Source organism: Trichococcus ilyis (genome assembly GCF_900109135.1).
In the GTDB taxonomy this organism is placed as follows: domain Bacteria; phylum Bacillota; class Bacilli; order Lactobacillales; family Aerococcaceae; genus Trichococcus; species Trichococcus ilyis.
Genome location: NZ_FNYT01000020.1, coordinates 1 through 18,711, shown reverse-complemented (window position 1 = coordinate 18,711; position 18,711 = coordinate 1). Strand labels below are relative to the sequence as shown.

Sequence of the window (18,711 nt, the reverse complement as noted above, 5' to 3'; positions counted from 1 at the left end):
TTTAAAGATGGCCACCGTCGTCTTCCCACTCGTCTTCGTCGTCATCCAGAGCGATCCACTCGTCTTCATCCAGCCCGGGTAATGCTTCGCCGAAACTGCTGACGTTCAGATATTCCAATTCTTCATTGATTGCTTTCGCGATTTCCCCGGAATCCTCATAGGCGAGGTCCAGTGTGCCGTCCGTGATGTCCAGGCGGGTATGGTCTTCCTCGGGAGCCAGATTCTCGGCGCGCACGCAACGGGGGTAGAGCACGTCCGGCTTCGCCTCGAATGCTTTCTGCAGGACGATTTCGTGTTCCCAGTTTTCTTCCATGTTGTACGTGTAGATGACCTTGTCGTCTTTTCCTTGGATGTGGTCCCGCAAGCGATCGTTTTCTGCCAGTTTGTCCTTGTGCGGCGCGGCAAATTTGAAGGCGTGAGGGTGCAGATCGGACCAATTGAAGGCGCTTTGGAGAATGAAATGCAGATCGGAGAAAGTGGTGTCGTCATCCAACTGGATATCCCGCCAAACCGGTATGCCGACATCCAAAAGTGTAACCCTGAGTTCGAACATCATCTGAAAAACCACCTTTTTTGTTTTCAGTATAACGTTTTCATAGCCTGAATTCAAATAGGAAGGGTGACCGAACCGCTAGGGAATTCAGGCGGCCAACGCTTTAAAATCCGCAAACCGGACTTATTCCGATTTGCGTGCTATAATGGCAAAAAATGAAAGAGGAAGAAGGTCAATCTGTGTTTTATCCAAATAATTTCCAACAAGCAACTTCAATAGAAGAAATCCGTCATTTCATTGCCGATAATAAGTTGGCGTTCGTATACATTTCCCGGACGAACTGCGGCGTCTGCCATGCCGTCCAGCCGCAAGTGCAGGAGATGCTGGAGGAGTTCCCGGCCATCAAAACGATCCAGGCCAACGCCGACGACATCCCGGAAGTTGCGGGCGAATTCACCGTCTTCACCGTGCCGGCTTTGCTGTTGTTCGTCGAAGGCAAGGAGATGATCCGCGAAGCCCGCTTTGTGGTGATGGACGATCTGCACCGTCAATTCCAGCGGATCGCGGACAATTTCTGACAGTGGCAGTGCAACGCAGAATAGTGAAAGCGGAATAGTGGGGAGGTGTCTCGTGGAGGCACCTCCTTCTTTGTCAGTAAAGGAGACCTGTATTTGTCGGCTGTTCCGAATCCTCAGCATCACGAGCAGTCGACAGATCCCGCACCAGTTGGCTCTCTCGGCGCAAATAGCATTTTATCGGCACGAATATATTGCTTTTGGTGTACACTAAAGGTAACCATATCTTCAGAAGGGAGCCTCCCATGTTTAATCTATTCATTTTGATTCTGGAACGGGTCGGCTTGATCATCATTTTGGCTTACCTGTTGATGAATGTTCATTATTTCCGGGACAGATTGGGTGAACGCCAACGCTTGAGCACAAAGCTGCAGCTGATCGTCGTGTTCGGCATCTTCGCGGTCATATCCAACTATACAGGCGTTGAAATCAGCCGGGACCAGATCATCTCCGACCAGGTGCTGATGAAACTGTCGGAAGGCGCCTCCTTGGCGAACACACGCGTGCTTACGATCGGCGTCGCCGGCCTGATCGGCGGCCCCATGGTCGGCACGAGCGTCGGCGTCATTTCGGGCATCATCCGCTTCTTCCAGGGAGGTGAAGAGGCCTACATTTACGTGATTTCTTCCATCCTGATCGGCCTGATTTCCGGCCTTTACGGGGCCAGAACCATGCACAAAAATGCCTATCCGACAATAAAGGAAGGCTTTATGATAGGCGCTGTGACGGAAGGGGTCCAGATGCTCAGCATCCTTTTGTTGAGCCAAGATTTTCAGGCAGCCTGGGATTTGGTGACGTTCATCGCCTATCCAATGATTCTCGTGAACAGCATGGGGACCGGCATTTTCCTATCCATCATCGGATCCACGCTGCGCCAAGTCGAACAGACAAGAGCGGTACAGACGCATGATGTGCTCCAATTGGCTAACGCGACGATGCCGTATTTCCGTTCCGGTATGAACGAAGCTTCGTGTACGGAAGCGGCAAAAATCATCCAACAGCTGATCAAGGTGTCCGCCGTCAGCATCACCAACACAGAACGGATTTTGGCTTATGTCGGCGCGGCCAGTGATCACCACATCGCTTCGAATGAAATATTGACCGAGTTGTCCAAGGAAGTGCTGCGCACGGGAGAAATCAGGGAAGTCCACTCCCATGATGAAATCGGCTGTCACCATCCCGGCTGTCCCTTGGAGGCGGCGCTCGTCATCCCGCTGAAGGCGCAAGGGAAAACCGTAGGCACTTTGAAGCTGTATTTCACCGATGCGACCAAACTGACTTTTGTGGAACGGCAGTTGGCGGAAGGCCTCGGCAATATCTTCTCCAGCCAGATCGAATTGGGCGAAATCGAACTGCAGAGCAAGCTGCTGCAGGATGCCGAAATAAAATCCTTGCAGGCGCAAGTGAATCCGCATTTCTTCTTCAATGCCATCAACACCGTCTCGGCGTTGATCCGGGTTGACAGCGAAAAGGCGCGCAGGCTGCTGATCCAACTCAGCAATTTTTTCCGGGCCAATCTGCAGGGCGCCCGCACCAACCTGATTCCGCTTATGAAGGAACTGACGCAAGTGGAAGCCTATCGGTCGTTGGAACAGGCCCGTTTTCCCGATCGCTACCAAGTGGAGATTTCCGTTGAGGATGGCTTGGAGGAGGTGCTGGTGCCGCCTTTCCTGATCCAGATTCTGCTCGAGAACGCCTTCCGGCATGCTTTCGGCAGCCGGAAAACCGATAATCGGGTATGGATCGACGTGAAGGGCAGTCCGGACGGGGTGTTCATCTCCGTCCGCGACAATGGGGAAGGCATCGATTCCGAGCGGCTGGAGAAACTGGGCAAGGAAACGCTGCCGTCGCTGGAAGGGACCGGCTCGGCATTGGAGAATCTGAACAAAAGGCTGATCAGTCTGTTCGGGGAAGCGGCCAAACTGCATTTCGTATCTTCGCCAACAGGAACGACCGTCTACTGCACGGTGCCTTATCAAGAAAGGGAGGGATGAGCATGCGGATATTGATTGTGGATGATGAACCATTGGCAAGGGATGAACTGGCTTACCTGCTTGGGAAATGCGAGGGCGTGTCCGACATTGCCCAAGCGGATTCGATCGAAGAAGCGCTCGGGGCGATGCTGGAGGAGCAGGTGGATCTGATTTTCTTGGACATCCACCTGACGAACGAAAGCGGCCTTGCGCTGGCTGAAAAGATCAACAAACTGAAAAAGCCGCCGCTGGTCATTTTTGCGACGGCCTATGACGATTATGCCATCAAAGCGTTCGAACTGAATGCGATCGACTATGTGCTGAAGCCTTTTGAATTGGAGCGCATCCAACAAGCGGTCAAAAAAGCCTTTGAACAGTACAACAGGCAACGCAGCAGGCAATCGGAAACTGCGAAGCCGAAAGGTGATGGTTTGCAGGTGCTGCCCATCCAGATGGACGAGCGGATCTATATGCTGCAGGTCCCGGAAATCATCGCCATCGGAGTGGAGAACGGCGAAACGACCATCTATACGAGAAGTATGGCATACAGCATCCATGAGCCGCTCACGACGCTCGAGAAGAAAATCGGCGGACATCCGTTCCTGCGGGTACATCGCGCGTTCCTCATCAACTTGAGGGAAATCAAGGAAATCCAGCCATGGTTCAACCACACTTTCCAACTCACGATGGGCAATGGCTTGAAGGTGCCCGTCAGCCGTTCCTATATGAAGGACTTCAAAGAAAAAGTAGGCATTTGATGCAATTGACCAAATGAATTTCAGGACTGCAGGCGTGCAACTCGGCCTGCAGTTTTGTCGTTTCGGGCACAAAACCCCCAATGGCATCTATTTCCCGAGTAAGATAAAGGCATATAGAGAACGTGCTGGCCGCACATTTATTTTGAAGGAGGAAAAAAAGATGCTTACTTTACTTGGAGGAATCGCGCTGCTGATTTTAGGCTACTTCACCTACGGGCGCTACATCGAAAAGAACTTTTCCATCGATCCGGAACGCCAGACACCTGCAGAAGCACTGAAGGACGGCTATGACTTTGTCCCGATGTCCAAATCGAAAAATGCCATCATAGAATTGCTGAATATTGCCGGAACGGGTCCTATTTTCGGACCGATTATGGGAGCGCTTTATGGTCCGGTCGCCTATATCTGGATCGTCGTCGGCTGCATCTTCGGTGGAGCCGTCCACGACTACATGATCGGAATGATCTCCTTGCGCAACGACGGGGCCCACTTGCCGGAATTGACCAGCAAATACCTCGGCAAGCCGGTTAAGCACGTCGTCAACATCTTCGCCATGCTGCTGTTGATGCTGGTGGCCACGGTCTTCGTCACATCACCCGCCAATCTGATCGCCAGCATCACACCCGATTGGATGACGATCGGCATGATCACGGTTTTGATTTTCGCTTACTATTTGATTTCCACCATCCTGCCTATCGACAAAGCGATGGGTAAAGTTTATCCTTGGTTCGGTGCGATCCTGATCATAAGCACGATCGCTATCGGCATCAGCTTGTTGTTGGGGGGCCATAACCTTCCTGAATTGACAGGGGCCGCTTTGCGGAATTTCCATCCGAAAGGCACGCCGATTTTTCCGGCCATCTTCTTCACGATTTCCTGCGGCGCCATCTCCGGGTTCCATGCGACCCAAGCGCCGATGGTTTCACGGACATCGACGAACGAGCGCGAAGGTCGCTTCCTTTTCTACGGCATGATGATCGCAGAGGGCGTCATCGCGATGATCTGGGCTGGAGCTTCGATGGCCTTGTTCGATGGCCAAACCTTGAGCCAAATGATCGATGCCGGCACGCCGTCTGCCGTTGTGAACCAAGTTTCCACTATGTTATTGGGGAATGTCTTCGGTACCGTCGCAATCATCGGCGTCATCGTATTGCCGATTTCCTCAGGACTATCCGCTTTCAGAAGCCTGCGCACCATCCTGGCTGACTACATGAACATCAAACAGGATACAATGAAAAAAATACTGATGATGACGATTCCGCTGTTTGTCATCTCATTCTTCCTGACGAAAGTCGATTTCAATCTGATCTGGAGATACTTCAACTGGGCGAACCAAGTCACTGCAGTCATCGCACTGCTGATGTCCACCCGCTACCTGTACCTGAAAAACAAAAATTACTTGGTGACTTTGTTGCCGGCCTGCTTCATGCTCTATGCCTGCGTCGTCTATATCCTGAGCGAACCGATCGGCTTCCGGATGGGGCTGCAGACCGCCACTTACCTGGTCGGACTGGTCGCAACAGTAGGGATCCTGGCGCTTTACTGGACAACCGGTGTGAAACAGAAAGCCGCATTGGATCCGGAATCGGAACTGCTGAACGACCATCTGCCGATCGGAACGTTTGCTTCCGCTGAAGCAGTGCCGGCAGCAGTTGCAGCCGAATAAATTAAAGAAGGAAACTCCCCTTGAGACTATATAGGCCTCGAGAGGAGTTTTTGGCTGCTGCCACCTTTTCAAATCTTCTGCATCAGGTGTTGTGACTATCCTTGCCAGGACAGAGGGAAACTTGTTGACGACAATATGTCGGTGTGCTATAGTTTTGGCTGTAAGAAACGTTTCCCAATTTTCATATGATTTAGGGGTTGAAGCGCATGGCATACACTGGAAGTTCAATGACAAAAGGACAAATCGAATCGAAATTGAGCGAAGCGATCAGTAAATTTGAGATTGAACAAATGGGTAGAGGCCCAGAGAAAATTCGGACTGTCATCTTTCAAGATTTGATCTTGATAAGGCTCAATGGTTTCTTGAGTATATCTGAGAAAAATCTGGCGAAAAACCCAGGTGGAATCCAGATGATAAAAAATGCTCGAACCGCATTGTTTGAGAATGCGCGGGAAGAACTCGAAGCGACAATCAAAACAGTGCTTGATGTGAATATCGTAAGTACCTATTCCGATGTAAGCACCAAGACAGGTGAAAAAATCATCGCAATAGTCGTAGACCAGGATATAGAAAAATTGATTAAGTAAATACGGAAGATGCAACGAAAGGCAAGTAGCCAGTCGACGCGTAAGCCAATGGCAAGTACTCCAGAGTGGGGGCTTGTTATTGGCTTTTTTTTTTTCGGATTGGCATGTCAGGAAGGAAATGTTTCCGGAATTTATATGGATTTTAAATGGAAAGAGGGCAAAGATACGAATGGAACAGAAAATAACAGCAGAGAAGAAAGTGATATCAAAGGCGAGATGGCTGTATGTGATTTTGGGGCTGGTAATTATGATGGCGCTTGGGACGGTATATTCCTGGAGTGTTTTCCGTCTACCGGTGGAGGCGTTGTATAATGTCGGGACTGCCCAAAGCGGATTACCCTACATGACGGCGTTATTGTTTTACGCCCTGTTCATGTTTTTGACCGGAAGGTTTTTTAAGGCTTGGAGTCCGAGGAGAACCATTCTGACAGGGGCGCTCTTGGTTTCGATTGGCTGGATTCTATCGGCGTTTGCCCCGAATATCCAGGTATTGACTGTTACCTACGGTGTGATAAGTGGCACAGGGGTCGGGATAGCGTACGGAGCCCCGTTAACGGTAGTGACCAGATGGTTCCCGGAAAAGAAGGGTCTTGTGATTGGATTGGTATTGCTCGGATTCGGACTATCGCCATTGCTTACAGCGCCGCTTGCTAGGGCATTGGTTGAACAGTACGGGGTGACGCAAACATTCCTCCTGCTGGGAATCATCTTTGGATTGCTGTTGCCAGTGCTGGCAATGCCGTTCAAGTATCCTGAAGCGGATTATGCTGTGGAGTCGAACACCTTCGGAGCGGATCCCAAGGAGAACGATATGGATAGCGCCCAAATGATCAGATCCGCCAACTTCAAGGGGCTTTACTTTAATTTTATTATCGGAACAATGATTGGACTGATGATGATAGGTTTGACCAGCAACATCGGTATTGAGCTGATAGGTATGGCGCAAAAGGATGTGGTGCTGTTTGTCTCTATGTTTGCGGTGTTCAATGGTGTCGGACGTCCGGTGTTCGGATGGCTGACGGACAGGTTATCGGCGAAGAAAGCGATGCTTTTTTCCTATACTCAAATCATCCTGGCGGCCGCTTTGATGTTGTTGGCGAAGAACGACAGTGTCGTTCTGTTTGTCGTAGCCTTTTCCATATTTTGGTTCAACGTTGGAGGCTGGTTGGCGATAGCGCCCACTGCCACTAACAACATGTATGGACCAAAATATTACAGCCAAAACTATGGCGTAGTATTTACAGCATACGGAATAGGTGCTGTTTTAGGTGTTAGCAGTTCAGGATTATTGCTGGATACTTTCCAGAATTACGCCTACATATTCTATCTGGTGATCGCTTCATGCCTAATTGGCTGTCTGTTGACGCTGATATTTTTTAAGGCAAATGATGGAAGCAAAGCCGAACAGACGACGCCTGCTTGGGCTAGCCACAAAAACAGTGATCTTAGCGTTCCGTTGGACGAATTGCGCGAGATTAACAGTAAAATTGGGGCTGGAATCGGAACTGTTGAATGATCGGTTTTCGGTTGATTCCTGGATAATAAGCGAAACTCCCCGAAAAGGTCCCTGCATTTTGCAGGTCCTTCGGGGAGTTTCTTTCTATCACAAATATTGTTTTAAGGCCTCAGCGATGCCTTCGAGAACGGCAAGGTCATCTTTAGTAGGGTTTTCCAACGTCATCAAGGCTTCATCGTCGCGGACTGAAGCATTTTCTTCGTCTTCCGCCGCTACATCCAAAATCAGCAGTTCGGCATAGAGGTCATCCAAATCCCGTTGCGGTTGCACGAGGAAGTCGAACGTGCCTTCGGGGTGGCTTGCTTTGAATGCTTCGATCTTCTCGATCAATTTTTCCAGATCCATGTATTTGCTCCTTTATGTTTAGCGTCCTTTGTCTCAGCATTCATTATACCTTAATCATCCACCGTATGTATCGCATAACAGGTTCAAACTGCTGCGGAATGCAAAATTTTGGGTTGCAGAATATATCGTTCCGGATCGCAAGCCGGTATACTTGATGTTGAGAAAGTCCGATTTCTAAGGGAATTCGGTCCGGTTGGCCCGGCAGTAGTTGGATACATGGGACAATTTGGCTTGTGATTTTGTCGGATTGCATCTTTTTTATTCAGCCGGGGCTGATATGATTAAGTAACAGAATTCTGGGTTACTTTGGACAAGAAGGGAGCCGCCCCATTATGCACTACCTGAAACAATTCACCATCATCATCGCCATTTCCGCCGTCAGCGAATTGTTGGCCACGTTCATTCCGCTGCCGATTCCGGCCAGCATCTACGGGATGTCGCTGCTGTTCCTGCTGCTGATGACGGGGATGCTGAAACTCAAACAAGTGGAAAGTGCCGCCAACCTGCTGTTGGGCATCATGCCCGCGCTGTTCGTCGTGAGCGGGGCCGGGCTCATCACCTCCTACGGGCAGATCGCCGAAAACTTCGCCAGTTGGGTGGCCGTCAATGTCGGCTCGACCATCGTGATTTTGGCGACGACCGGGCTGTCGGCGCAAGCTTTGATAAGAAAGAAGAAGGCAAAGGAGGCTGAGCGGAATGATTGATCATCTGCTGGAAACGACTAAATACCTCGGGCTGTTCATCAGCTTGGGCGCCTTCATGATCGGCCTGAAGCTGAACAAAAAGTATCCCTATGCTTTCATGAATCCTTTGCTGATCGGGACGGTACTGGTGATTGGTTTGATGCTGGCGCTGGACATCGAAGTCACGGTTTTTCAAAAAAGTGCGCAGATCCTGTCCGATTTGCTGACGCCTGCCACCATCTGTCTGGCGGTGCCTGTCTATCGGCAGTTCAAGATTTTGCGCGAAAACAGTTGGGTCGTGTTGATCAGTTGTCTGGCGGGGATGATCAGCGGTCTGGTCACCATTGTCGGGCTGGCCTTTATCCTCAGGATGAGCGGAACCACGACACTGTCCACTTTGGCGCGTTCGATCACGATGGCGATCGCCTTGGACACGACCGAACTGATCGGCGGGGTCGCCGGCATCATCGTGGCAGGGGTCATCTTCGCGGGAATCTTCGGGACGGTTGTTTCCGGGCTGATTTTCAGAATCTTCAAAATCGAAGAACCGATCGCGAAAGGTTTGGCTTTGGGTGCGGCTTCCCACGCGATGGGGACGGCCGAGTCGCTGAAAACGAGCGAACTTCAGGGTGCCATGAGCAGCCTGGCGATGGTCGTTTCCGGGGTCGTGATGGTGGGGCTGATCCCGCTTGCGGCCATGTTCGTCCAAGCGTAAGCAAATTTAGAAGCAGTCTCTGGGTTATCGGAGGCTGCTTCTTTTTTGCTTGCTGGCAGCGGGGGTGCCTCCGCGAGGGTTATCCGATGCCAGACTTTTCCCGCTATGCTATACTGAGGGCATAAAATAGTATCGGTATCTTGTTTTTTTGTCTGGCCGTTCCCGAGTCGATCATTGCGAAAAGGAAGGTGGAGAAATGGGAGAAACATTGCAGGCGCACATTCAATTATCAGCCGATCTGGATGTGAAATATGCGCTGTTGCCGGGTGATCCAGCCCGTGTGGAAAGAGCGAAACTGCTGTTGGAAAATCCTGTCGATTTGGCGTTCAACCGCGAGTACAAAAGTGTGCTGGGGACCTACCAGGGGATGAAGGTCCTGGTCATTTCCTCAGGGATCGGCGGACCGTCCACAGCGATCGCGATCGAAGAGTTGGCGAAGATTGGCATAGAGGGGATCATCCGGATCGGCAGCTGCGGCTCCCTGCATCCCGATGTGCACCTTGGGGATGTGATCATCGCCACGGCGGCGGTCCGGGACGATGGCGCCAGCAGAGCCTACATCGATCTGGCGTATCCGGCAGCAGCCGATTTGGATCTGCTGATCCGGCTGAGGACAAGCGCGGAAAAAGAGCGGATCCCCTACCGTTTGGGGATAGTCCGCAGCCACGACAGTTTCTACACCGCCCGCGAAGAGCAGCTGACCGCTTACTGGAGCGGCAACGGCATCGTCGGGTCGGATATGGAGACAGCCACTTTGTTTGTCGTTGGGGCGCTGCGGGGATTGAAGACCGCCTCGTTGCTGAATGTCGTCGTCGGCCCGGATGAAGGGATGGAAGAAGGCGTCCGCCAATTCGTTTCCGGAGAAGCAGCCACCCGCCAAGGGGAACAGAATCAGATCAGACTTGCGCTGTCCGCATTCCATGCGTGGCATCAGGCAAAAGGAGGAAAATGAAATGAACGCAGAAACAAGGAACAAATTGCGTTATAAGTTGTCGACAGCTTCGATCGTGCTGATCCCGATCGCGATCGGGATCAATTATCTCGGCAAATACATCGCGGGCGTGTTGCGTCTGCCGCTCTGGCTGGACTCGATCGGGACGGTCTTGTCGGGCATGCTGGCGGGGCCGGTCATCGGTGCCGCTTCCGGGATCATCAACAACATCATCTACGGAGTCACGGCCGATCCGATTTCGACAGTTTATGCGGTCACCAGCGCGTTCATCGGTCTGATGGCGGGTCTGTTTGCCGCTAAAGGCTGGTTCCGGGACATAAAGACCGTGTTGCTGGCCGGGTTGATCATCGGTGTAGTGGCCGCGACTGTTTCGACGCCTTTGAACATCGTCTTTTGGGGTGGCCAAACCGGGAACGTCTGGGGGGATGCCCTCTATGCCTTGCTGATTTCGAACGGACAACCGCAATGGCTGGCCTCTTTCCTGGACAGCATCGTCGTCGATGTGCCGGATAAATTGGTGACGGTGCTAATCAGTTATTTCATCTTCAAGGGCTTGCCGAAGAAACTCACGAACACCTTCCTGAAGGGTGGCGCGATAGAAGAATTATAGGGGCTGATGTGAATGGATGCAATGACATTATATGTGCCGCGCAACTCGCCGATCCATCGTCTGGATCCGTTGACGAAGATGCTCTACATTGTCGTAAGCATCGCCGCGGCTTATCTGTTGGACGGTTTGTGGCAAGTCGCGGCAGTGATGCTGGCCAGTTTCGGCATTCTGCTGATCGGGAAAGTTTTCCGCAATATTTTGCCGGTGATCGCGCTCAGTTTTTTGCTGATCCTCTCGATCGTCATCGTGCAGGGCTTTTTCAATCCTGCCAATGAAACGCTGCTTTTTGAACTGGGGCCGATCAGATTCTACAAAGAAGGTCTGGTTATCGCCTTGCGTCTGACCATGCGCGTCATCAATATGGTCTGCGCCTTCGGGGTGCTGGTGCTGACGACTTCGCCGACGGAACTTGTCGAGCGGCTGCAGCAGAAAGGCATGTCGCCGAAAATCGGCTATGTGATCCTTTCGGTCCTGCAGATCATCCCGCAGCTGCGGGCAACCTATGCCAAAATCCAGGATGCGCAACGCGCGCGCGGGATGGAAACCGAGGGCAGTCTGCTTGTCCGGGTGAAGGCGTTCTTCCCGTTGTTGGGGCCGGTCATCCTGAACGCGTTGAACGATACCCGGGAACGGGCGATTGCGCTCGATGTCCGCGGCTTCGACAGGGATACGCCAAAAACGTATCTGAATGAAGCGAAGTCTTATCGCTACAGTGTTATATGGAATGTTTTGCTGCTGTTGATCCTGGCTGGTTTGATCGTCTGGAGGTGGATGGGATGAGCATCATAGAAGTGAAGGAGCTGAAATACCGCTATCCCGACACGACCAAATTGGTGCTGGACGGCATCAGTTTTTCGGTCGAGCAGGGGGAATTCATCGGCCTGATCGGCAGGAACACCGCCGGGAAATCGACGCTGTGCTATGCGCTGAGCGGTTTGGTGCCGCATTTTTTCAAAGGGGCTTACGGCGGATCGGTGGAGATAGCCGGGCTGAATGTGCGCGTGACCGATGTGAGCGAAGTCACGGCGGCCGCTGGATTGGTGTTCGAGAATCCTTTTTCCCAGATCACCGGCTCGCGGTTTACGGTCTATGAGGAGATCGCCTTTGGTCTGGAGAACATGGGCTTGCCGCGCGACGAAATGATCAGACGGATCGAAGAGGCTTTGGACCTCCTGGATATCCGCAAAGTGAAGGACAAGAACCCGTTTGATCTTTCCGGCGGGCAAATGCAGCGGGTTGCGATCGCCGGTGTCGTCGCGATGAAGCCGAAAGTGCTGATTCTGGATGAGCCCACTTCCCAACTGGACCCGCAAGGTTCGGAAGAAGTCTTCAAAGTGGTGGAGAACCTCACGAAGGAAGGCATCACGATCATCATGGCCGAGCAGAAGATGGAAAAGATCGCGCAGTATGCCGACCGGGTTTTGCTTTTGGATGACGCCAAACTGATCGCCTATGACACACCCGAAGCCGTGTTTTCGCGCGATGACTTGGCGTCTCTGGGGGTGCAGCCGCCAGCAGTGACCGCGATAGCCCGCCATTTGGGCAAGCGGAAAGCCGATGGGCACTATCCGGTGGACTTGGAAGAACTGAGAGGGCTGCTTGCGGAAGAAGGTGTCGCTCATGAGTAAACTGGAAATTGAAAAACTGCATTTTGCCTACGATAAAGCGACGCCCGTCATAAAGGGCATCGACCTGAAATTGGATAACCGGAAAACGGCGATCATCGGCCAGAACGGTTCGGGGAAAACGACCTTCGTGAAGCTGCTGAAGGGGCTGTTGCGCCCCGATTCCGGACGGATTTTGCTGGACGGCACCGATCTGGCGACAATGACGGTAGCCCAGATCGCCAAGCGGATCGGTTTGGTTTTCCAGAATCCGGACGACCAGATATTCAAAAGTACGGTTTTGGATGAAGTCATGGTCGGCCCGTTGAACATCGGACAGTCCATGGATGAGGCACGGGCCAGTTCCCGCGCAGCTTTGGCTCGGGTGCAACTGGCCGGCGTCGAGCAGGTCAATCCCTACGACCTCAATCTGGCGCAAAGGAAAATGGTGGCGCTGGCTTCGATTTTGGCGATGGATACGCCGATCGTCATTTTCGATGAGCCCACGATGGGCCAGGATATGGCCGGCAAAGCCATCATCAAAAAGGTGATCGAAGACCTGCAGGCAGAGGGGAAAGCCGTGCTGTGCATCCTGCATGACATGGACTTTGCGGCTGCCGTCTTCGAACGCGTCGTTGTCTTCAGTCAAGGACATTTGCTGCTCGAAGGCGACGCCAGGGAAGTCTTCAGCCAAAAAGAACGCCTGCAGCAGGCGTATCTGGATCAGCCCCAGGCCATGAAGATTGCGCACGCTTTGGGCATTCCGGGCAATCTGCTGACGGTCGAGGAAGTGGAGGATGCTTTGGCAAGACCGCCCCAATTACCGAAATGAAGAAGCACCGCAAAGAAACCGGACACGCTGGAATGGCAGCGTGTCCGGTTTCTTTGCGGTGAAAACAGATGGTGCCGAGTGTTGGATAGCTGAAAATTCAACGGGAACTCCGGTGAACAGAGGCTTTGCCGAAGTTTCACTCGTATTTTTAACTGCGTTTTCCGATGAGAGTAGCTTCGTCGGAGGTGCGGCCAATCGTTACCGGTGTCCTCCGGAAAGCAGATGCCTTGCCGGAGCTAACGCCCAATTAATTACGCCGCGATACTCTGATGAGCCAGCGCTGTTTGCGCAATGATTGTGTTCTTCCGGATCCTCAATGGTTGTTCAAAATGTTTTGCAGTTTGAATGCTAGCGATAGGATTGTATAGCTGTCCAGTTCACGGGGGTTATATCCGGTCACTTTATGCAGCTTGTTCAGTTTGTATTGCAGCGTATTTTTGTGGATGAACAGTGCATCGGCTGATTTATAGATGCTGCCGTTATTGGTCCCGTAAACACTAAGAATTCCAGCGTATTCCTTCAGTTCCTTCTTGTCCAGTTTCCCCAGGATCTGGCGGATGAATTCGTCGGATTTGTTTCTGGAAATGTCCGTCAGGATCATCCCCAGATCGAGCTTGTCGTAGTGTTCGATCATGTGGTGCGAATTCAGGATCGCCCAGTCCAGCGCGGTCACAGCTTGATCATAGCTGGTGCGGAAGCCGGTCAATTTGTCGCAGGCCAGCCCCACCCCGATGTGCAGTTGCAGACCGTATTGCTGTTCGGCTTGGCGGATCAGGCTGTTCAGCTGGTAGTGGAGGGTGGCTTCCGGCAGGTTATCCCGGAACAGGATCCGGATATCCGGGCCGTTGACATTGTAGATGGTCTGTTTGTCGTTCGTGAGGATGACCTTCAGGAGATTCATCACATTTTCGATCTGCTCATTCCGTTCGGCGGACAAATTATTGATGCGGCCGGCAACGACAATTCTGGAGATGTCCAAGTTGATTTCCAGCAGATTGGCAAGTGTCCGGATGTTCTCCAGATCAAGGGCAGGCGCCAACACTTCTTCGATGAAGAGCCGGTAATTGTCGCGCTTCTTGAAGGAAACGTCTTTGATCCAAGCGTCCTTCACAAGGATTTCGGTCATGGTCCGGATGATTTTTCCGTATTTTTCCACTTCCTCTTTATCGCCGGTGATGCCGATTACGCCGACCAGATTTTGTTCGCTGTAGATGGGGATATTGATGCCTTTCTTCGTCCCCTCGAACTGACCGTCGTACTCCAAAATCAAATCCGTCTTTGTCTCCAAAACCCTCTTGGCGCCGGAATGGTGTTCGCCGATGCGGGATTCGTCCGTGCTGGCTATGATGATGGCGTCGGTATTGATGAAATTCAGTTCCTGGTTGATGATTTCCTTCATGCTGACGACGATGCTCTGTGCAAGAGCGGCGGCTATTTCCATACGATTCCTCCTGTTTTATGAAAAATGCTGAAATGTGTTCTGTATGACATGCATTGGTTCCATTTTACCTGAAATATTTAGTCTGTAGAATATATAAATAAAAATGGAGAACCTTTATACTGTCAATATCAAGCGCTTACGCAAATTGGAGGGAAGCGCCTGTGAGTTTAGTTGCGCAGATAGGAAAGGGGGCAAAACAAATGGAAAAAGAACTGAAAATAGTCATCGCCGCCGATTCTTTCAAGGGCAGCGCCTCGACCATCCAGGTGGAAGACTATATCGAACAAGGGATTCTGCGGTTGAACCGGAAAGTCGAGATCGTAAAGGTCCCTGTCGCTGACGGCGGCGAAGGGACCGTGGATGCATTGGTGCTCGGATGCAAGGGGGAATACTGCTACGCTGAAGTCACCGGTCCGATGGGCGACAAAGTGCAGGCGAAATTCGGCATCATCAAAGACAACATTGCCGTCGTCGAAATGGCGGAAGCTTCAGGGTTGACGCTTGTGGACCTTGCGGACAACGATGTCTACCGTGCGACGACCTACGGAACCGGCGAATTGATCCGGGCGGCCCTGGATTGCGGCGTCACAGAAATCTTCATCGGTGTCGGGGGAAGTGCGACCAATGACGGGGGTGCTGGGATGGCCCAAGCGCTGGGAGCCTCTTTCAAAGACGCTGAAGGGAATGAAATCCCGTTCGGCGCAGGCAAGCTGGGGGACATCGCTTCTATCGATGTCAGCGGTTTGGATAAGCGCATCCATGCCGTGACCTTCACAATCCTGTCCGATGTGACAAATCCGCTGTGCGGAGAGAACGGGGCTTCCTACATTTATGGACCGCAGAAGGGGGCGACCCCTGAAGATGTCCGAAAATTGGACCAGTTGTTGCATCATTATGGGGAAAAGCTGGAGGAATCCTTGGGCATTGCGGTTCTTGACGCGCCGGGAGCCGGAGCAGCTGGCGGTTTGGGAGCCGGCCTGATGGCTTTTTGTGGAGCGAAAAGCTACAGCGGCATCTCGAAAGTCCTCTCCATCCTCGAAATCGAAGCGCATTTCCAGGATGCCGACCTTGTCATCACCGGCGAAGGACGGATGGATTCGCAATCCTTGAACGGCAAGGCGCCGGTGGGCATCGCCCAATTGGCGAAGAAATACCAATTGCCGGTCATCGCGGTGGTCGGCAGCAGTGATGACGACCTCGGACCGATCTATGCGACAGGCATCGACTTGGTTTTGGACATCATCAACAAACCGATGGAATTGGAAACAGCCATTTCACAAACGGAACGATTGATCACGAATGCCGGCGAATCGGCTTTCCGGGCCTTTTTGCTGGCCAGCAAAGTACCGCTTTCGGTTTGATCATTCAAATGACACCTGCCCCAGCAAGGCTTCCAGCCTCCTTGGAAGCTTATGTTGGGAAGGGTGTTTTTTTTGTTTTGGGAAGATGTTTATCCTCTTCCGAAGTCTAACTGGAAGGAGGATGGTATACAAGTGAACTGTTTGGCGGTAAAATGGAATCAGTTTTAATTGGTGGAGGTGCCCCTAAATTATGAAAGAAAAGAAGAATCTGCTGATCAGTCTGGCCAAATTGTCGAAAATGTATCGGGCAGAAATCAAGGAAGAGATGTCCGGGTCGGATTTTTCGCCGAATGAACTGGACCTGATCACCTTTTTGTCAAACAACGAAATGGACACATCCAAAGAAATAGCCGATTGCCTCGGGCTGTCAAAGTCCTTGATTGCAAGATCGGTTGATGCGCTGGTTGCGAAAGGCTACCTGGAGACGAGGGTGGATGAGGAAGATCGTCGCTATATCCATCTGGAACTGACCGTACAGGCGAAACCGATAGCGGAACGTTTGCGCAACCGCCGCAAAAAGTTCATCGCCGCGATGACGGAAGAAATCAGCCAAGAGCAATTCGAACAATTCGAAGGGCTGCTCGAACAGATGCTGGCGAATCTGGAGCGGAAAAAGGAGGAATGATTATGCAGGAAATGAAAGAATCGCGGATGGGAACGGAGAAAATTCCCAAGCTGATGATGGAACTGGCCATACCGAGCATCATCGCCCAAGTAATCAATATCCTGTACAACATTGTGGACAGGATGTACATCGGCCATATCCCGGAGATAGGGGCTGTCGCGTTGACCGGTTTGGGCATCAGCGCACCGCTCGTATTGATCATTTCCGCGTTCAGCAGCTTTGCCGGAGGCGGCGGGGCTCCCTTGGCTGCGATTGCATTGGGGAAGAACGACAAAGCCGAAGCCGAAAAAATTCTCGGCAATGCTTTTTCGATGCTGTCGTTCATGGCGATCGTGTTGACCATCGTCTTCACCCGGATCAAGGCGCCCTTGTTGTTTTTATTCGGCGCCAGTCCCGTCACCTTCAACTATGCGAATGACTATACTTCCATCTATATAATGGGCACGATTTTTGTCCAATACGCATTGGGGCTGAATCTGTTCATCACTAGCCAAGGCAAAACCAAAATTGCCATGTTTTCGGTATTGATTGGCGCAATCGCCAATATCGTCCTGGATCCGATCTTCATTTTTGGATTCGGTATGGGGGTGAGAGGTGCAGCGATCGCTACGGTCATTTCCCAAGCCTTGAGCGCGATCTATGTCCTCCATTTCCTGACTTCCGAGCATTCGCTGATCCGGATCCGCAAGCAAAACTTGGCTTTGAAGCTTGGCTTGATCAAACGGATTGTGTCGTTGGGGATCTCGCCATTCATCATGCAGGCAACTGAAAGTGCGATCGTGATCGTCTTCAACACCGGTCTGTTGAAATACGGCGGCGATCTCTACGTAGGATCCATGACGATCATGCAAAGCATCATGCAATTGCTGACGGTGCCGATACAAGGATTCACGCAAGGTGTCCAACCGATCATCAGCTACAACTACGGTGCGCGGCATTATGACCGTGTGCGGGAGACCGTGCGCCATTCCATGAAGGTCACAGTCGGATTGACCGCCGCCTATTTTCTGTTGGTGCTGCTCGTGCCCGGTTTATTCGCCCGGATATTCACGACTGATTCGGACTTATTGGCGTTGGTCACCCGGATTCTGCCGATATACATGGGCGGCATGTGGCTGTTCGGGGTGCAGATGAGCGCGCAAATGTTTTTTGTCGGAGTGGGGGAGGCGAAAAAGTCATTGTTCATCGCCCTTCTTCGCAAAGTGATCATCCTGATCCCGTTGGCGCTTATTCTGCCCAACTACTTGGATGTGATGGGGATCTACTACGCGGAACCGATAGCGGATATCCTGTCTGCGACTACTTCGGGATTCCTTCTGTACTTCACGCTGAAGGCTTTGCCAAAACAATTATTCTGAGCGTGATTGCCGCCGTTCCGTTCCTTACAACCGGACGGGACGGTTTATTTTTTTCTGCCTGGATTCCAAAGGAGCATCCGGCTGATAAAAGCAAAAGGCGCTTTTTTTTGATTATTTCCGCAAAAAACGTTGACACGGGCTGAGTTTGGGTGTTAGTATGATTAAGTTATCTGAAGCGCAGGACAATTAAATGCAAGAAATGTATTGACAGTGTCCTTCGGTAATGATATTATTTAAAAGTTGCTGCACAAGCGATTTTGATTCAAGAACAATAAGAATAAATATTCAAAAAACTTCTTGACGAAATCGGGAAGTTGCGGTATTATGAATAAGCTGTCACGTAACAAGTGATAACGATTGACCTTTGAAAACTGAACAAAGAATGAACGAACCAAATGTGCAGGGAGCTTCGATTTCGGTCGAGGCAAACGAAGGCGATACTTAGTATCGCAAACATAAAGTCAGCAAGAAATTAAGAGCTATTCAGCTTTTCATGCGGGTTTCTGTACAAGAGCCCATTTTACATGAGAGTTTGATCCTGGCTCAGGACGAACGCTGGCGGCGTGCCTAATACATGCAAGTCGAACGGTCTTTTCTATGGAAGCTTGCTTCCACTG

20 protein-coding genes and 1 rRNA gene are annotated in these 18,711 nt (G+C 51.5%); 18 read left to right on the top strand and 3 right to left on the bottom strand.

Annotated features, from left to right (window positions below):
• Position 1: 1 nt before the first annotated feature.
• A complete protein-coding gene (locus BMX58_RS09845; RefSeq protein ID WP_068623922.1) occupies positions 2-556 on the bottom strand; it encodes a plasmid pRiA4b ORF-3 family protein in 555 nt (184 codons plus the stop codon).
• Positions 557-732: 176 nt separating this feature from the next.
• Between BMX58_RS09845 and BMX58_RS09840 the strand changes: the two genes are divergently transcribed.
• From BMX58_RS09840 to BMX58_RS09815, 6 genes are all read left to right on the top strand, one after another.
• Positions 733-1,071, top strand: coding sequence for a thioredoxin family protein (locus BMX58_RS09840; RefSeq protein WP_239420590.1), 339 nt, complete (start codon positions 733-735; stop codon positions 1,069-1,071).
• Between the two features lie 242 nt (positions 1,072-1,313).
• The gene (locus tag BMX58_RS09835) at positions 1,314-3,062 is read left to right on the top strand and encodes a sensor histidine kinase (RefSeq protein ID WP_068623917.1); all 1,749 of its coding nucleotides are present in this window, start codon (positions 1,314-1,316) and stop codon (positions 3,060-3,062) included.
• Positions 3,063-3,064: 2 nt separating this feature from the next.
• Positions 3,065-3,799: a LytTR family transcriptional regulator DNA-binding domain-containing protein gene (locus tag BMX58_RS09830; RefSeq protein ID WP_068623915.1), complete on the top strand. Its 735-nt coding sequence runs from the start codon at positions 3,065-3,067 to the stop codon at positions 3,797-3,799.
• A gap of 160 nt (positions 3,800-3,959) precedes the next feature.
• Positions 3,960-5,465, top strand: coding sequence for a carbon starvation CstA family protein (locus BMX58_RS09825; protein WP_068623912.1), 1,506 nt, complete (start codon positions 3,960-3,962; stop codon positions 5,463-5,465).
• A 206-nt stretch (positions 5,466-5,671) separates the two neighbouring features.
• Positions 5,672-6,052 carry a Na-translocating system protein MpsC family protein gene (locus tag BMX58_RS09820; RefSeq protein ID WP_204243798.1) on the top strand — a complete coding sequence of 127 codons (381 nt, stop codon included), beginning with the start codon at positions 5,672-5,674 and terminating at the stop codon, positions 6,050-6,052.
• Positions 6,053-6,131: 79 nt separating this feature from the next.
• Entirely contained in the window at positions 6,132-7,568 is a 1,437-nt protein-coding gene (locus BMX58_RS09815) for an L-lactate MFS transporter (RefSeq protein WP_068623911.1), read from the top strand.
• 87 nt (positions 7,569-7,655) lie between these two features.
• On the opposite strand, the gene BMX58_RS09810 is transcribed toward BMX58_RS09815, so the two are convergent.
• On the bottom strand, positions 7,656-7,913 hold the full coding sequence (locus BMX58_RS09810) for a hypothetical protein (RefSeq protein WP_068623909.1): 258 nt from the start codon (positions 7,911-7,913) through the stop codon (positions 7,656-7,658).
• Positions 7,914-8,245: 332 nt separating this feature from the next.
• Between BMX58_RS09810 and BMX58_RS09805 the strand changes: the two genes are divergently transcribed.
• From BMX58_RS09805 to BMX58_RS14595, 8 genes are all read left to right on the top strand, one after another.
• Positions 8,246-8,617, top strand: coding sequence for a CidA/LrgA family protein (locus BMX58_RS09805; protein ID WP_068623907.1), 372 nt, complete (start codon positions 8,246-8,248; stop codon positions 8,615-8,617).
• Positions 8,610-9,311, top strand: a complete 702-nt coding sequence (locus BMX58_RS09800) for an LrgB family protein (protein ID WP_084253980.1) — start codon at positions 8,610-8,612, stop codon at positions 9,309-9,311. The genes BMX58_RS09805 and BMX58_RS09800 overlap by 8 nt, the downstream gene beginning before the upstream one ends.
• A gap of 196 nt (positions 9,312-9,507) precedes the next feature.
• Positions 9,508-10,263 (top strand): nucleoside phosphorylase, encoded by a 756-nt coding sequence (locus BMX58_RS09795; RefSeq protein WP_068623906.1) that lies wholly within the window; start codon positions 9,508-9,510, stop codon positions 10,261-10,263.
• A gap of 1 nt (position 10,264) precedes the next feature.
• Entirely contained in the window at positions 10,265-10,873 is a 609-nt protein-coding gene (locus tag BMX58_RS09790; RefSeq protein ID WP_068623904.1) for an ECF transporter S component, read from the top strand.
• A 12-nt stretch (positions 10,874-10,885) separates the two neighbouring features.
• Complete coding sequence (locus BMX58_RS09785) at positions 10,886-11,653, top strand: energy-coupling factor transporter transmembrane component T family protein (RefSeq protein ID WP_068623902.1); 768 nt, start codon at positions 10,886-10,888, stop codon at positions 11,651-11,653.
• A complete protein-coding gene (locus BMX58_RS09780; RefSeq protein WP_068623900.1) occupies positions 11,650-12,501 on the top strand; it encodes an energy-coupling factor ABC transporter ATP-binding protein in 852 nt (283 codons plus the stop codon). Before BMX58_RS09785 ends, BMX58_RS09780 begins: the two co-directional genes overlap by 4 nt.
• Positions 12,494-13,309, top strand: a complete 816-nt coding sequence (locus tag BMX58_RS09775; protein WP_068623898.1) for an energy-coupling factor ABC transporter ATP-binding protein — start codon at positions 12,494-12,496, stop codon at positions 13,307-13,309. Before BMX58_RS09780 ends, BMX58_RS09775 begins: the two co-directional genes overlap by 8 nt.
• A complete protein-coding gene (locus tag BMX58_RS14595) occupies positions 13,275-13,604 on the top strand; it encodes a hypothetical protein (protein ID WP_131814068.1) in 330 nt (109 codons plus the stop codon). The genes BMX58_RS09775 and BMX58_RS14595 overlap by 35 nt, the downstream gene beginning before the upstream one ends.
• An 18-nt stretch (positions 13,605-13,622) precedes the next feature.
• Here the strand turns inward: BMX58_RS14595 and BMX58_RS09770 are convergent, their stop codons facing one another.
• Positions 13,623-14,750 (bottom strand): CdaR family transcriptional regulator, encoded by a 1,128-nt coding sequence (locus BMX58_RS09770; protein WP_068623896.1) that lies wholly within the window; start codon positions 14,748-14,750, stop codon positions 13,623-13,625.
• Between the two features lie 200 nt (positions 14,751-14,950).
• Between BMX58_RS09770 and BMX58_RS09765 the strand changes: the two genes are divergently transcribed.
• The 4 genes from BMX58_RS09765 to BMX58_RS09750 form a co-directional block, all read left to right on the top strand.
• Positions 14,951-16,111 (top strand): glycerate kinase, encoded by a 1,161-nt coding sequence (locus BMX58_RS09765; protein WP_068623894.1) that lies wholly within the window; start codon positions 14,951-14,953, stop codon positions 16,109-16,111.
• 190 nt (positions 16,112-16,301) lie between these two features.
• Complete coding sequence (locus BMX58_RS09760; RefSeq protein WP_068623892.1) at positions 16,302-16,736, top strand: MarR family winged helix-turn-helix transcriptional regulator; 435 nt, start codon at positions 16,302-16,304, stop codon at positions 16,734-16,736.
• A gap of 2 nt (positions 16,737-16,738) precedes the next feature.
• Positions 16,739-18,094 (top strand): MATE family efflux transporter, encoded by a 1,356-nt coding sequence (locus BMX58_RS09755; protein WP_068623890.1) that lies wholly within the window; start codon positions 16,739-16,741, stop codon positions 18,092-18,094.
• Between the two features lie 520 nt (positions 18,095-18,614).
• Positions 18,615-18,711 (top strand): 16S ribosomal RNA (locus BMX58_RS09750); the annotation flags it as partial.